The sequence below is a fragment of the Massilia aurea genome, from assembly GCF_040790145.1.
In the GTDB taxonomy this organism is placed as follows: Bacteria; Pseudomonadota; Gammaproteobacteria; order Burkholderiales; family Burkholderiaceae_D; genus Telluria; species Telluria aurea_C.
Genome location: NZ_JBFMMP010000009.1, coordinates 67543 through 81730, shown reverse-complemented (window position 1 = coordinate 81730; position 14188 = coordinate 67543). Strand labels below are relative to the sequence as shown.

8 protein-coding genes and 4 tRNA genes are annotated in these 14188 nt (G+C 65.2%); 4 read left to right on the top strand and 8 right to left on the bottom strand.

Annotated elements, in window-relative coordinates:
- Window positions 1–11 precede the first annotated feature (11 nt).
- Together AB2N08_RS14250 and AB2N08_RS14245 are read left to right on the top strand one after the other, a co-directional pair.
- Window positions 12–593 (top strand): YfiR family protein, encoded by a 582-nt coding sequence (locus AB2N08_RS14250; RefSeq protein WP_367611313.1) that lies wholly within the window; start codon window positions 12–14, stop codon window positions 591–593.
- Entirely contained in the window at window positions 593–2485 is a 1893-nt protein-coding gene (locus AB2N08_RS14245; RefSeq protein ID WP_367611312.1) for a hybrid sensor histidine kinase/response regulator, read from the top strand. Before AB2N08_RS14250 ends, AB2N08_RS14245 begins: the two co-directional genes overlap by 1 nt.
- A gap of 67 nt (window positions 2486–2552) precedes the next feature.
- On the opposite strand, the gene AB2N08_RS14240 is transcribed toward AB2N08_RS14245, so the two are convergent.
- From AB2N08_RS14240 to AB2N08_RS14215, 6 genes are all read right to left on the bottom strand, one after another.
- Window positions 2553–3098, bottom strand: coding sequence for an FxDxF family PEP-CTERM protein (locus AB2N08_RS14240; protein WP_367611311.1), 546 nt, complete (start codon window positions 3096–3098; stop codon window positions 2553–2555).
- A 368-nt stretch (window positions 3099–3466) separates the two neighbouring features.
- Window positions 3467–3543, bottom strand: a tRNA-Arg gene (locus AB2N08_RS14235).
- A gap of 171 nt (window positions 3544–3714) precedes the next feature.
- A tRNA-Arg gene (locus AB2N08_RS14230) sits at window positions 3715–3791 on the bottom strand.
- A 55-nt stretch (window positions 3792–3846) separates the two neighbouring features.
- Window positions 3847–4515 (bottom strand): NUDIX hydrolase, encoded by a 669-nt coding sequence (locus tag AB2N08_RS14225; protein WP_367611310.1) that lies wholly within the window; start codon window positions 4513–4515, stop codon window positions 3847–3849.
- Window positions 4516–4586: 71 nt separating this feature from the next.
- Window positions 4587–4663: transfer RNA gene (locus AB2N08_RS14220), tRNA-Arg, on the bottom strand.
- A 165-nt stretch (window positions 4664–4828) separates the two neighbouring features.
- A tRNA-Arg gene (locus tag AB2N08_RS14215) sits at window positions 4829–4905 on the bottom strand.
- A 109-nt stretch (window positions 4906–5014) separates the two neighbouring features.
- On the opposite strand from AB2N08_RS14215, the gene AB2N08_RS14210 reads away from it, so the two are divergent.
- Window positions 5015–8899: a sensor histidine kinase gene (locus tag AB2N08_RS14210; RefSeq protein WP_367611309.1), complete on the top strand. Its 3885-nt coding sequence runs from the start codon at window positions 5015–5017 to the stop codon at window positions 8897–8899.
- On the opposite strand, the gene AB2N08_RS14205 is transcribed toward AB2N08_RS14210, so the two are convergent.
- Window positions 8896–9837, bottom strand: coding sequence for a D-2-hydroxyacid dehydrogenase (locus AB2N08_RS14205; protein WP_367611308.1), 942 nt, complete (start codon window positions 9835–9837; stop codon window positions 8896–8898). The two genes, AB2N08_RS14210 and AB2N08_RS14205, sit on opposite strands and share 4 nt — an antisense overlap.
- Window positions 9838–10026: 189 nt before the next feature.
- Here AB2N08_RS14205 and ligD point away from each other — a divergent pair, with 189 nt between their 5' ends.
- The gene (ligD, locus tag AB2N08_RS14200; RefSeq protein ID WP_367611307.1) at window positions 10027–12594 is read left to right on the top strand and encodes a DNA ligase D; all 2568 of its coding nucleotides are present in this window, start codon (window positions 10027–10029) and stop codon (window positions 12592–12594) included.
- A gap of 49 nt (window positions 12595–12643) precedes the next feature.
- Here ligD and AB2N08_RS14195 read toward each other — a convergent pair whose 3' ends face one another.
- The gene (locus tag AB2N08_RS14195) at window positions 12644–14143 is read right to left on the bottom strand and encodes a catalase (RefSeq protein WP_367611306.1); all 1500 of its coding nucleotides are present in this window, start codon (window positions 14141–14143) and stop codon (window positions 12644–12646) included.
- Window positions 14144–14188: the final 45 nt, after the last annotated feature.

Genomic DNA, 14188 nt, shown 5'->3' with positions numbered 1-14188 from the left:
TAATGGATTTCATGACTATCAACCAACCAGACCGTCCGCAGCGCCGCAAGGCGTGCCGGGCCTTGATGCTGCCGCTGCTGGCCGGCATCGGCCTGTCTGCGCACGCCGCCGGGGCGGACGTTGCGCCCGCACTGGAGCGCCGTGTAAAGGCGGCCTTCCTGTATAAGTTCCTGGGCTACGCCGATTTCGCCGTCGGTTCGTTCGCCGATGCGACGACGCCGGTAAGCGTGGGCGTGATCGGGGCCGACGATATCGCGGCCGAGCTGACCCGGATCGCGGCAGGGCGCCTGGTCGGCGGCCGCGCGATTGCCGTGCGCGCGCTGCGTGAGCAAGACCTGGCGCAGCCGCTGCATGTATTGTTCGTCGCCGGGCAGGATGACGCGCGCGCCGCCCGCCTGTTGCGCGCGGCCAACGCGATGCTGACCGTGACCGAATGCGATGGCGGGCTGCAAAGCGGCAGCGTCATCAATTTTACGATCGTCGATGAACGGGTCCGTTTCGATGTCTCGCTCGATGCGGCGGAAAAAAAGAATGTGAAGCTCAGTTCGCGCCTGTTGACGGTCGCGAACCGCGTGCAAAAAGGAGCCTCCTGATGCCAATGCACGATACCGGCTCCGTGCGCAGCAAATTGATCCTCATGGCGGTGTCCACCACCGTGGTGGCGTTGCTGTGTGCGGGAATCGCCATGCTGTTGCTCGATCTGCGTACTTTCCAGCGCTACTGGATCGATGACTTGACCACCCAGGCCGAGATCGTTGCCAGCGTCACCGCGCCCGCGGTGTCTTTCAATGACCCGGCCGACGTGGCGCAAAGCCTGACCCTGCTGCGGGTGCGGCCGCAGATCGTGGCCGCCGCCGTATTCACGGCCAACGGCACCCGCTTTGCCACCTATGTGCGACCCGACGTCAAGGCGAACCTGCCGGAGCGGCCCGAGCCGGCCGGCCACCGCATCGAGCGCGGCGAAGTCATCCTGTACCACGACATCGTCGAGAACGGCGACCGGGTCGGCACCGTCTACCTGCGCTCGCGCTACGGCGTCATGGACCGGGCCCTGAGCTACGGCGCCATCCTTGGCGGCGTGCTGCTTGGCGCCCTCGTCATCGCGGCGGTGGTGGCCTCGCGCCTGCAGGCCTCGATCACGCGTCCGCTGGAATCGGTCACCGATATCGCGCGCCAGGTCATGATGCGGCGCGACTTCAGCCTGCGCGTGCCGGGCCACGAGAAAGGCGAGATCGGCGTGCTGGTCGAAGCCTTCAATGACATGCTGGCCGAGATCGGGCGGCGTTCCGAGGCGCTGCAGACGGCCAACCGCACACTCGAACACGAAATGGACGTGCGCCAGAAGGCCGAGGGCGCGTTGATCGTGGCCGATCGGCGCAAGGACGAGTTCCTCGCCACGCTGGCGCACGAACTGCGCAACCCGCTGGCGCCGATCCGCACGGGCCTCGATATCCTGCGCATCCGCAGCGGCGACGCCCAGGCTACCCAGCGCGCCACCGACATCATGGAGCGCCAGTTGCGCCAGATGGTGCGCCTGGTCGACGACCTGCTCGACGTCTCACGCATCAACACCGGCAAGTTCACGATCAAGATGGGCCGCGTCGAGCTCAAGGCGGTGGTCAACGATGCGCTCGAGGTGGTGCGCTCGTACATCGAACTGCATGGCCATGAGCTCGTGCTCGAACTGCCCGACCGGCCCGTGTTCTTGCATGGCGACGCCACCCGCCTGGCCCAGGTGTTGTCAAATCTGCTGAACAATGCGGCCAAGTACACCAACCGGGGCGGACGCGTCGTGCTCAAGGGCGAAGTAGATGAGAAAACCCTGATCCTCGAAGTGGCCGACACCGGCATCGGCCTGGCGCCGGACATGCTCGACTCGGTGTTCGACATGTTCGTGCAAGTGGACTCCACGCTCGAGCGCAGCAATGCGGGTCTGGGCGTGGGCCTGTCGCTGGCGCGCAAACTCGTCGAGCTGCATGGCGGCACGATCACGGCGCAAAGCGAAGGCCTCGGCCATGGCAGCCGCTTCGTCGTGCGCCTGCCGATCGTGGTCGAGCCGGAGCCGCCCACCAAGCCGACGCCGGCAGCGTTCATCAGCGCCGAGAGCTACCGCATTCTGCTGGCCGACGATAACGTCGACTTCGTCAACAGCATCGGCGCGTTGCTCACGGCAATGGGGCACAGCGTGGTCATCACGCACAACGGCCCCGATGCGCTGGCTGCCGCCGCGCGCTTCTGCCCCGATTACGCCTTCCTGGATATCGGCCTGCCGCACATGTCGGGTTACGACCTGGCGCGCGGTATCCGCAAGCTGCCTACCGGCGCCTTGACGGTCCTGATCGCTGTCACAGGCTGGGGCCAGGAGAAAGACCGCCAACTGGCGTTCGAGTCCGGGTTCGATCATCACATGGTCAAGCCGGTGCGTTTCGAGCAGATCGAAGAAATTCTGGGCAGCCGCAGCATCATCAAGAAGCTGCGTACCTGAGCGCGGCAAGCAGGGCAGGCAAGACCTGCCCTGCAGGCACTAGCTACCTGCCTTGCCTGCCCGCCGTTCAGCCCTGTTGCTTCTGACGCCGGCGTGTCAGCCAACCCACTACACCCAGGCCACCGAGCAGCATGCCCCAGGTTTGCGGTTCCGGCACCGGCGCCAGCATGATCGCGCCGCCGAAACTGGCCGACGTGTCAGACACCAGGTCGCCGCTTACCTGCACGTAATAATCGCCGGCGGCCAGGTTGTTGCTGGAGAGCGTCCATAAGTCGTAGACGCCGGTGGCGACCGAGGTGCCGTCGCTGATCAGGACATCGTCGGTGCCGTACAGGGCCAGGCCGGTGATGTCCAAACCGACGTCGGCGCTACGGCTGATCGACGCCACGATGGTGTCGAGGTTGTAGCCGATCGTGTCTTCGACGGTAAAGGTGAAGCGATCGGCAAAGGTATTGCCTGCGTTGTCGGCGGCAAAGGCGTCGCCGAAATAAGCACTGAGGTCGGTCCAGTCGAGTGCCTGGGGTGAATTGCCGATGACGGTTTGGGCCATCACGGCGGACGAGCCGAACGAAGCGCCGGCCAGTATTACTGCAGCTATCAATGATTTTTTCATGTTGTTCCTCGCTGAGAATCAGCCGCGTCATGCAGCCTGGGGTTTCACGATCGAGAAACTTCATGCTAACAAAGTGGCATGAAAAAGCATCAAGTTCCGCATTCGGGATACGGAACAGGAATTTTGTTCCAAATGGAAAGGGATTGCTGAGCGAGATCGTCCGCGACCTGCTCTTCATAGGAGAGGGTGATCGGGTGCAATGGCTGAGTAGAAAATTACGGCGAAGACGGTGCCGATTGTCAGCGCAGTCCTACGTAAAGCGGCGAAGCGCTCTTGCGACGGGCACGCTTGCCCCGGCAGGCCTGTATAAATCGTCCACGCAAAGAAAAATGGCTCAGAATTTCTTCTGAGCCATTCTCTTGAAACTTTGGTGCGGCTGGCAGGAATCGAACCCACGACCCCTTGGTTCGTAGCCAAGTACTCTATCCAGCTGAGCTACAGCCGCCCGAAGCACGCATTATAGCAGCATGTGCGCCGATGGCAAAGTCTGCCGTATCTGGCAGCCTGCGCGCGTGTGACATCACGTCCAATCACGCAATCACGCAATCACGCAAGAATCTCCATGCAAAAGAAAAATGGCTCAGAATTTCTTCTGAGCCATTCTCTTTGAAACGGTTGGTGCGGCTGGCAGGAATCGAACCCACGACCCCTTGGTTCGTAGCCAAGTACTCTATCCAGCTGAGCTACAGCCGCCCGAGGCACGCATTATAGCGGGGTGCGCCCTTCTTGGCAAAGGGATATCAGCAGATTATTTTTTCGGTGGATTCATTGCCGCCGCTTCAGCGGCCAGCGCGCGTCGCAAGGCATCGATGACCACGGCGTCGTTCGGGTTGCCCAACACCGTTTCCAGCAACGCCACCGGCACGAGGTGCACGGCCTGGCTTTCCCAGCCCATCAGTGCCGGATTGCCGCCCAGGCGCCGCGCCAGGTAGTACCGGGTCATTGTCAGCGTGCGCCGGCAATCGACCAGGTGCTGCACGATCTGCACACGCAGGCCAGATTCCTCGAATGCTTCGCGAATCGCCGTGGCCTGCAGGTTGATGTCGGGGTCGACGCGGCCTTTGGGAAAGGTGGCGTCGTAGCCGCCAAAGCGGTTCGACGGCGCCACGGCCCACACACGGCCATCGTCTTCCACGACCACGACGCCCGCAGCCGGGGTCAGCGCCATTGGCACGACAAAGGGCGGCTCGTCGATGGCGGCCTGGCCGGGAACGGTCTGCCAGTCGGCATTGGCGGTCGGGGTGTCAAGCCATGGCGCAAATGGCAGCCCGTGTAGCGACACGGGCAGGGCGCCGAGCGGGATCGCGGTGGCGATACTGGCCGCGTCGTGCCAGGCCTCGGGAGAGCTCGGTGTCGATGGGTGTGCCAGGCGCACAGGCGCGCCGTGCTCATCAGGCTGGGGATGGAAGGTGGTCATGGATCGTGTCGAGCGCGAGTCCAAAAGCAATAAGGGCACTTCTTGCGAAGTGCCCTTATCTTGAAAAGGTTTGGTGCGGCTGGCAGGAATCGAACCCACGACCCCTTGGTTCGTAGCCAAGTACTCTATCCAGCTGAGCTACAGCCGCCCAATGCGAGCATTATAGCGGGATGTGGGCGTCTTGGCAAAGGCTCATGCAACAGCGTAGCAGATCAGCAGTCCAGCAGCTCAGCAGTTCAGTACGCATCCACAGCCAACGAGTACGGCGCCAAGAAAAAAGGCCAGATCTCGCGATCTGGCCTTTCGTATTTTCTGGTGCGGCTGGCAGGAATCGAACCCACGACCCCTTGGTTCGTAGCCAAGTACTCTATCCAGCTGAGCTACAGCCGCCCGAGGCACGCATTATAGCAGCGACATTTTATTTCTGGAAGACTCAAATTATTTCACGGCAACAAAGTCCTCTGGTAGATTGCCTGTAGCGCAAATCGATCGGATGACCATGCCAGGTTTCACCTGGGCCGCCTGTAGCGGCCTGTTTCGTTTCACCTGCCTCCTGCTCCTGCTCCCCCTCGTGGCACTGGCCTTGCCGGCCGAGGCCGGGCAGCGCAACTTGCGCTTCGAGCGCCTGTCGGTCGAGGAAGGCCTGTCGCAACACTCGGTGATGAGCATCCTGCAGGACCGCCAGGGCTTTATCTGGTTCGGCACACAGGCCGGCCTGCACCGCTACGACGGCTATCGGATCAATGTCTACCGCAACGACGCCAACGATCCTCACAGCATCCCCGACAATTTCGTCTCGGCCTCGTACGAAGACGCGACCGGTCGCCTGTGGCTCGGGACCAAGGGCGGTCTGGCGCTGCACGATCCGGCCACCGGGCGTTTCGAGCGCTTTGCGCTGACCCAGCAGGGGCGCACCGTGAAGCGCGCGGTGGTGGCGATTGCGCCTGGATCCGATGGGGCGCTGTGGCTGGGCACCAATGACGGCGTGGTGCGCTTCGATCCGCACACGGGGCAACAGCGCAACTACGTGGCCGATCCGGACAATGGCGCCAGCCTGCGCGACAACCGCGTCAATGCGCTCGCGTTCGACCATCGCGGGGCGCTGTGGATCGGCACCGCCGCCGGTCTGGATCGCCTGGACCCGGCGCACGGGCAGGTCGAGCATTTTTCGCTGGCGCCGGCGGCCGACACCGAGCGCAATAACGTCCTGGCGCTGTCGATGGGGCCGCGCCAGACGCTGTGGATCGGCACCGCGGCGGGCCTCGAAGCCTGGCGCCTCGACGACGACGCGCCGCAGCGCCGCCGCATTGGCGCCGCAGACGGCTTGCGCGACGCGCGCATCAAAACGCTGTATCACGACAATGGCGCCCAGCTGTGGGTCGGCACGGAGAGCGATGGCCTGATGTGGCTCGATCCGACCAGCGGCCGCTTCATCGGCTACCGTCACGTCGCGCAGGACCGGCACAGCCTGTCCGACAACCAGATCTCGGCCTTGCTGGTCGACCGCACCGGCACCCTGTGGGTCGGCACCTATTTTGGCGGAATCAACCGCGCCGACCTTGCCAGCAGCGGCTTCGCACGCTTCGGCGACATCGAAGGCATGGGCCGCGCCAGGGTACGCGCCATCGTCGACGCCGCGGATGGGCGCCTGTGGCTGGGCACCAGCGGCGATGGTCTGATGCTGCTCGACCCGGTGTCAGGCACGACGCAGCGCTTCGGCACCGACGCAATCACGGGCAAGGTTGTCACCGCGCTGGCGCTCGCACATGGCAAGCTGTGGATCGGCACGCCCACCGGCCTGGCCTGGCGCGACGGGCGCGGGCGCATGGGGCGGGTAGCGCTGGGCATGGACATGGGCCCGGGCGCCAGTTTCGTGCAGGCGCTGCGCGAAGGCCGCGACGGCACGCTGTGGGTGATGACGCGCGACGGCCTGTCGGCTGTGGCGCCGGACGCCGGCACTGTGCGCCATTGGCGCAACGACCCGGCCAACCCCGCGAGCCTGGGCGACAACTACGGCTTTGCCCTGGTCGAGGACCGGCGCGGCGTGCTGTGGATCGGCACCGAGTCGGGACTCGAGCGCTTCGACCCCGCCACCGGCGCGTTCACCCACTTTCGCCACGATCCGCGCGACAACGGCAGTTTGCGGCACAGCCGCGTGTACTACCTGCACGAATCCAGGGGCGGCGACCTGTGGGTCGGCACCGCCGGCGGCCTGCATCGCATGGTGCAAGCCGGCGGGCGCACCGTGTTTCGCTACTACCCGTTTGGTGGCCCGGATGCCCAGTCGATCGGCGCCATCCTCGAAGACAACGACGGTGTCATCTGGGTCAGCACGACCGGCGGCATCACGCGCGTGGACCCGGTTACCGGCAACACCAAGAGCTATACCGCAAAGGACGGCCTGATCGACGGCGCTTATTTCGTCGGCGCCGGCTGGCGCGGCGCCGACGGGCAGCTGCACTTCGGCGGCGTGAGCGGCGTCACGTCGTTCAACCCGGCCGACGTGCGCGACAATCCGTTCCCGCCAGCGGTCGCCATCACCGACCTGCAGGTGCTGAACCGTTCGCGCGGGATCCACAACCTGGCGGCGCAGCGCGAAATCACGCTGTCGCACACGGACACCGTGATCTCGCTCGAATTCGCGGCGCTGCACTACGCCGACCCGATGGGCAACCTGTATGCCTACCAGCTCGAGGGCTTCGACAGCGGCTGGGTCAATACCGGCGCCGGCCGGCGCTTTGCCACCTACACCAATCTTGATCCCGGCCGCTACGTGTTTCGCGTCCGGGCCAGCAACAAGGATGGCGTCTGGAGCCAGGAGGCGGCCACGCTCGCGCTCACGATCACGCCGCCGTACTGGAAGACCTGGTGGTTCCGCATGCTGGCGGTGGCGCTGGCGGCGGCGTTGTCGTACCTGGTCTATCGCCTGCGCATCGGCGCGCTCGTCACGCGCCAGAATGTGCTGGCGCGCGAAGTCGACGCCCGCACCGGCGAACTTCTGCTGCAAAAAGAAGCGGCCGAGCGGGGCAAGCGCGAAGTCGAACGCCAGAAGGAATCGGTCGAGCGCGCCCACCGCAACATCGCGCTGCTGTCGGACATGGGCCGCGTCCTGACCGCGAACCTCGATCACGAGGCGATCATGCTCACGCTGCACCAGCACGTGAAGGCGCTGATGGACGCGCCGCTGTTCGCCGTCGCGCTGCGCCCGAACGAACGCGGCGTGCTCGAGCTGCCGTTCGCGATGGTGTTCGGTCGCCGCGAGGCGCCGCGCGAACTGCCGTTCGATCCGGGCGCTTACCTGCTGGCGCGCTGCATGGACGACGGCCGCGCCTTCCTGCTGGCCGATGTCGACGCCGAACTGGGCGCCTGCCTGCCCTTGGCGCCGGACCTGGCCGCCGCCGTCGCGCTGTCCACGCCGACGGCAGCGCTGCCGCTGCCGCGCTCCGTGCTGTGCGTGCCGGTGACGTCGGGCGAGCGCGTGCTGGGCGCGCTGACGGTGCAAAGCCTGGAAGCGAACGCCTATGGCCAGGTTCACCTTGACATGCTCGGCACGCTGGCCGCCTACGTTGGCGTGGCTATGGACAATGCCCAGGCCTACGCGCGGCTGAAGGAAACCCAGATGCAGCTGGCGGCGCAGGAACGCCTGGCGTCACTGGGCTCGCTCGTGGCCGGCGTGGCGCACGAACTCAATACGCCGATCGGCAACAGCCTGCTGATGGCCAGCACGCTGCAGGAACGCACGCATGCGGTGGCGGCGCAGTTCGAGGCGGCCACGCTCAAGCGCTCGGACCTGGCCGAGTACATGGGCGCGGCGCGCGACGCGTCGCAGCTGATCGAGCGCAGCCTGCACAATGCGGCCGAACTGGTCAGCAGCTTCCGCCAGGTGTCGGTCGACCAGGCCAGTGCGCAGCGGCGCCGCTTCGACCTGGCACAGGCCTGTCATGAAATCGGCGCGACCCTGATGAACACGGTGCGCCTGGCCGGGCACCGGCTGGACATCGACGTGCCGGCCGGGATCGTGATGGACAGCTTCCCCGGTCCGCTCGGCCAGGTGATCATCAACTTCGTCAACAATGCGATGCTGCATGCGTTCGACGGGCCGGGCGGCGCCATGACGCTCGTCGCGCTGGAAGCGGACGGTCGCGTGGTGATCACGTTCCGCGACGACGGCCGCGGCATCGATGCGGCCCACCTGGGTCGCATCTTCGATCCGTTCTTCACGACGCGCATGGGGCAGGGCGGCACCGGGCTGGGACTGAATATCGTCTACAACATCGTCACCACGCTGATGGGCGGGACCATCCGCGTGGTGAGCTTGCCGGACGCCGGCACCGCCTTTTTGATCGAACTGCCGCTCGGGGCGCCCGCTGCACTGGTGGTCTAGACCACGTTGGTCGGCGTGCCAGCGTGCCAGGCTTCGATATTATCGACCAGCATGTCGGCCAGCGTCTGCATCGCGCCAAAGCTGGCCCAGGCGATGTGCGGCGTGAGCAAAAAATGCGGGAGGCGCAGGCGCAACAGCGGATTGCTGGAGCCGGGCGGCTCTTCGCTCAGCACGTCGAAGCCGGCGGCGATCCGGCCTTCCATCAGCACGTTGGCCAGCGCGGCCTCGTCGACCAGGCCACCGCGCGCGGTATTGATCAACAGCGCGCCTGGCTGCATCAGCCCGAGTTCGCGCGCGCCGATCATGTGGCGCGTGCGATCGGTGAGCGGCAGGTGCAGGCTCACGACCTGGGAAGTGGCCAGCAATTCGTCCAGAGGCAGTTGCGCGACGTTCGCATCGGCGATGGGCGAGCGCGAGGTGGCGACGACTTCCATGCCGAACGCGCGCGCGATGCCGGCCACTTGCCGGCCCAGCGCGCCGTAGCCGACGATGCCCAGGCGCGTGCCGGCCAGGTCGCCGATCGGGTGGTCGAGCAGGCAGAAGCGGCTCGAGGTTTCCCACTTGCCTACTTCAACGTCGGCGGCGTAGGCGCGCAGGTTGCGGCGCAGCGCAAGGATCAGGGTAAAGCAGTGTTCGGGCACCGACACCAGCGAATAATCGCGGATGTTCGACACCACGATGCCGCGCTCGCGACAGGCCGCCAGGTCGACGTTGTCAGTGCCGGTAGCGGCGATGGCGACCATTTTCAGGTCGGGCAGGCGGGCGATGGTCTCGGCCCGCAACGGCACTTTGTTGGTGATGGCGACCGTGGCCCCGGCCAGCCGCGCCACGACGTCGTTGGCGGCGGTGGCGGCATGGTCGTGCCACGCATGGTCGAAGGCGGGTACGCGGAGATTGGCGCGCAGGCTGTCACGGTCGAGAAAAACGATACGCTGCATGGTGTCCTTTCGCGGTTGGGTACGAAACCTGTTGTAGAGCAGGCGATCAACGGGCCGCGCCTCGCGCGCGTTGACCCGTCTTACATGCCCTTACAATTATCATAGCAGCCGTGGTCAGCGTGAGGTGCCGTACAGTTCCGGATGCGCAGCCCGGCTACGCTGGGCAGATCGAGTTTCAAAGGGGTCGCCATGTCGGACGCGCTCAAAGTCTATCAAGCCAAACGTAATTTCGAGATCACGTCCGAGCCGGCCGATGGCGGCGTGGCGGGGCAGGACGTGCTGACCTTCGTGATCCAGAAGCATTGGGCCAGCCGCCTTCACTACGACCTCAGGCTCGAGCTGGACGGCACCATGAAAAGCTGGGCCGTGCCAAAAGGCCCGAGCTACGACACGCGCGACAAGCGCATGGCGGTGGAAGTCGAGGACCACCCGATCTCGTACTCGGATTTCGAAGGCACGATTCCGGCCAGGCAGTACGGCGCCGGCAAAGTGATCATCTGGGACAAGGGCACCTGGGAGCCGCTGGAAGACCCACGCCAGGGTTTTGCGAAAGGCAGCATCAAGTTCGCGCTGCACGGCCACAAGATGCACGGGCGCTGGGCGCTCGTGAGAATGAAAGGCCGGGGCGAGAAGCAGCCACCGTGGCTGCTCATCAAGGAAAAAGACGACTACGCGCGTCCGGCCGACGAATTCTCGCTGGTCGACGAGATGCCCGACAGTGTCAAGGCGCTACCGATGCCCAAGCGCGCCGCGCACAAGGTGGCGGCCCTGCGTAAACAGGCCAAGGCAGAGCCTGCGAAGAAAGCCTCTGCCAGGAAAGCGCCCGCCAAGAAAGCGGCAGCGACGAAAGCCGCCAGCGACGACGCGAGGATGCCGCTACCGGAGAAATTCGCCCCCGAACTGGCCACGCTCGTCGACGCGCCGCCGCCCGACCCCGAGAACTGGCTGTTCGAAGTCAAGTTCGACGGCTACCGCATGCTGGCGCGCATCGAGGATGGCGCGGTGCGCCTCATCACGCGCAACGCGAACGACTGGACCGCCAAGCTCACGCCACTGAAACAAGAACTCGAGCGCATGAAGCTGCCCGACGGCTGGTACGACGGCGAGATCGTCGTGCACGACGACGGCGGCAAGCCTGATTTCGGCCTGCTGCAGGCGGCGTTCGAGGGCGACGGCGCCGTCGACATCGATTACTTTTTGTTCGATATTCCGTACTTCGACGGCCACGACCTGCGCGAGCTGCCGGTGGTCGAGCGCCGCACGGTGCTTGAACAGGTGCTCAAGAAAGCGAAGTCGGACAAGGTGCGCTTCTCGGCCGAATTCGGCGCGAAGCCCGACGAGTTGATCGTCGCCGCCTGCAAGATCGGGCTGGAAGGCGTGATCGGCAAGCGGCGCGACGCGCGCTACGTCTCGCGCCGCTCGCCCGACTGGATCAAGCTCAAATGCGGGCGGCGCCAGGAGTTCGTCATCGGCGGCTTCACCGACCCGAAAGGCGCGCGCACCGGCATCGGCGCGTTGCTCCTTGGCGTCCATGACGCCGCTGGCGTGCTGCGCTACGCCGGCAATGTCGGCTCGGGCTTCAACCACGCGACGCTCACCAGCATTGCCACCCAACTCGACAAGCTGCGCACCGACACCAGCCCGTTCCCGCCGCGTGCGGTGCCGGGGAGGGCGCATCACTGGGTCAAGCCCGTGCTGGTGGCCGAGGTGAGTTTTTCGGAGTGGACGAGCGGCGGCGCCGTGCGCCATCCGGTGTTCCAGGGGCTGCGCGAGGACAAGCCGGCGAAGAACATCACCCGCGAGCAGCAGCATGATGTGGCGGACCTCGTGGAACAGAAAGACATTGAAGAGCCGGTCGCCGCGCAAGGCAAGCTGCCTGCGTCGCTCAAGATCACCAACGGCGAGCGCGTGATCGACCAGGACACAGGCGCCACCAAGCTGGCGCTGATCCGCTATTACGCGCTGGTGGGCGAGCTGATGATGGAACACCTCAAGGGCCGGCCGGTCTCGCTCGTGCGCGCACCCGAAGGCGTGGGTGGCGAGCTGTTTTTCCAGAAACACGTCGACGTGCGCAAGATGCCGGGCCTGCGCGATCTAGACCAGCAACTCGACCCGGAACATCCGTCGATGCTCGAAGTGGCCACGCCGCTGGGCATCCTGTCGTCGGCGCAGTGGAACGTACTGGAGATCCATACCCAGAACGCGTTCAAGGGCAGTTACCAGAAGCCCAACCGCATGGTGTTCGACCTCGATCCGGGCGAGGGCATCAAGTGGCCAGAGATGCAGGAGGCGGCGCAACTGATGCACGCGTTCCTCGATGAACTGGGCTTGCCGGCATTCTTGAAAACCAGCGGCGGCAAGGGCCTGCACGTGGTGGTGCCGATCAAGGGCACCCATGGCTGGGACACGGTAAAGAGTTTCTCGCAGGCGATCGTGCACCATATGGCGCAAACGCTGCCGGAGCGCTTCGCCTTCAAGAGCGGGCCGAAAAACCGGATCGGTAAAATCTTCATCGACTACCTGCGCAACGGGCAGGGTGCGACGACGGTGGCCGCGTGGTCGGCGCGCTCGCGCCCGGGGCTGGGGATTTCAGTGCCGCTGCGCTGGGATGAACTGGATGCGCTCACCTCGAGCGACCAGTGGAACATCACCAATGTGCATGACCGGCTCGATGAAGGCAACACGCCGTGGCAGGGATATGCCACGGCGGCGAAGACACTGACCAAGGCGATGAAGCAGCTTGGATTCGTGCCGTAGGGTTGGCCGCTTCGCTGCCGACGCGTTCAAGCGGCCAGTGTCAGGTCGCTCACGCGTTGTCTGAACGCGTCGGCGGCATAGCCGCCAACCCTACGTTGCGGCCAGCCGCCTTCAGCGCGGCCCGCACGCCACGGCCGTACTCGGGATCGGCCTTGTCGAAGTGCCCCAACTGGCGCGCCAGGATATCGGCATCCACTTGCGAGAGCGGCCCGGCCAGGTTGTCGCACAAGCTCTGGCGCTCCGATGGCGTCATCAGGCGGAACAGATTGCCGGCCTGCGTGAAGTCGTCTTCCTGGCCGCGGAAATCGAAGCGCCCCGCGTCGCCCGTCAACGCCAGTTCGCGTTCACCATGGCCCATGCCGGTGGCGCCGGCGCCGACCGCGTTCAGGCGTGCATAGTTGCGCTGCGATCCGCCGTTGGTGGTGGCCATCACGCCGTCGCGCTGGCCGTTGTGCACCGGGCAGCGCGGCGCGTTCACCGGCAGCTGCTGGTGGTTGGTGCCGACGCGGTACAGCGCCGCATCGTGGTAGCCGAACAGGCGGCCCTGCAGCATCTTGTCCGGCGAGTAGCCCAGGCCCGGCACCACATTGGCCGGCGAGAACGCCGCCTGCTCGACTTCGGCATGGTAGTTCACCGGATTGCGATTCAGTTCCAGCAAGCCCACCGGCTGCAGCGGGAAGTCGCCATGCGGCCAGACCTTGGTCAGATCGAACGGATTCCAGCCGGTACGCTCGCTCCACTGGCGCAATGCTTCTTCGCGCGCCACCTGTACCTTGACGTCCCACTGCGGGAAGTCGCCGGCGGCGATCGCGCCAAACAGATCGCGCTGGGCGTAATCGGGATCGACGCCGGCGATGCGCGCTGCCTCGGCTGCCGGCAGGTTCTTGACGCCCTGGCGCGTCTTGATATGCCATTTCACGTAGACCCGGCCGCCATCCGCGTCGATCAGGCTGTAGGTGTGGCTGCCGAAGCCGTGCATGTGGCGGTAGCCGTCCGGCGTGCCGCGCTCCGAGAACAGGATCGTCACCTGGTGCAGGCTTTCCGGCGCATGGCTCCAGAAGTCGAACATCATGTTGGCCGACTTCAGGTTGGTCTGCGGGTCGCGCTTCTGGGTGTGGATGAAGTCGGGAAAGTTGATCGGATCCTTGATGAAGAACACCGGCGTGTTATTGCCGACCAGGTCCCAGTTGCCTTCTTCGGTATAGAAGCGCAGGGCGAAACCGCGCGGATCGCGTTCGGTGTCGGCGCTGCCTTTTTCACCGCCGACGGTCGAGAAGCGCAGGAACACCGGCGTTTCCTTGCCCACGCTGGAAAACAGCTTGGCGGTGGTGAGACCCGTGATGTCGTGGGTAACGGTGAACGTGCCATACGCGCCGGAACCCTTGGCGTGGACGACGCGCTCGGGAATGCGTTCGCGGTTGAAGTGCTGGAGCTTTTCGATCAGGTGAAAGTCTTGCAGCAGCAGCGGGCCGCGCGGGCCGGCGCTCAGCGAATTCTGGTTGTCGGCGACCGGGATGCCGGAAGCGGTGGTGATGCGGGGTTCAAGCATGGTGCTCTCCTCATTGCGAAAAACTATCAATGAGGCGATTCTACT

Excerpts from the sequence above, each read along its gene's own strand:
- AB2N08_RS14250 (WP_367611313.1), top strand. The coding sequence starts at position 12 with ATGACTATCAACCAACCAGACCGTCCGCAGCGCCGCAAGGCGTGCCGG.
- AB2N08_RS14245 (WP_367611312.1), top strand. The coding sequence starts at position 593 with ATGCCAATGCACGATACCGGCTCCGTGCGCAGCAAATTGATCCTCATG.
- AB2N08_RS14240 (WP_367611311.1), bottom strand. The coding sequence starts at position 3,098 with ATGAAAAAATCATTGATAGCTGCAGTAATACTGGCCGGCGCTTCGTTC.
- AB2N08_RS14225 (WP_367611310.1), bottom strand. The coding sequence starts at position 4,515 with ATGACCACCTTCCATCCCCAGCCTGATGAGCACGGCGCGCCTGTGCGC.
- AB2N08_RS14210 (WP_367611309.1), top strand. The coding sequence starts at position 5,015 with ATGCCAGGTTTCACCTGGGCCGCCTGTAGCGGCCTGTTTCGTTTCACC.
- AB2N08_RS14205 (WP_367611308.1), bottom strand. The coding sequence starts at position 9,837 with ATGCAGCGTATCGTTTTTCTCGACCGTGACAGCCTGCGCGCCAATCTC.
- ligD (WP_367611307.1), top strand. The coding sequence starts at position 10,027 with ATGTCGGACGCGCTCAAAGTCTATCAAGCCAAACGTAATTTCGAGATC.
- AB2N08_RS14195 (WP_367611306.1), bottom strand. The coding sequence starts at position 14,143 with ATGCTTGAACCCCGCATCACCACCGCTTCCGGCATCCCGGTCGCCGAC.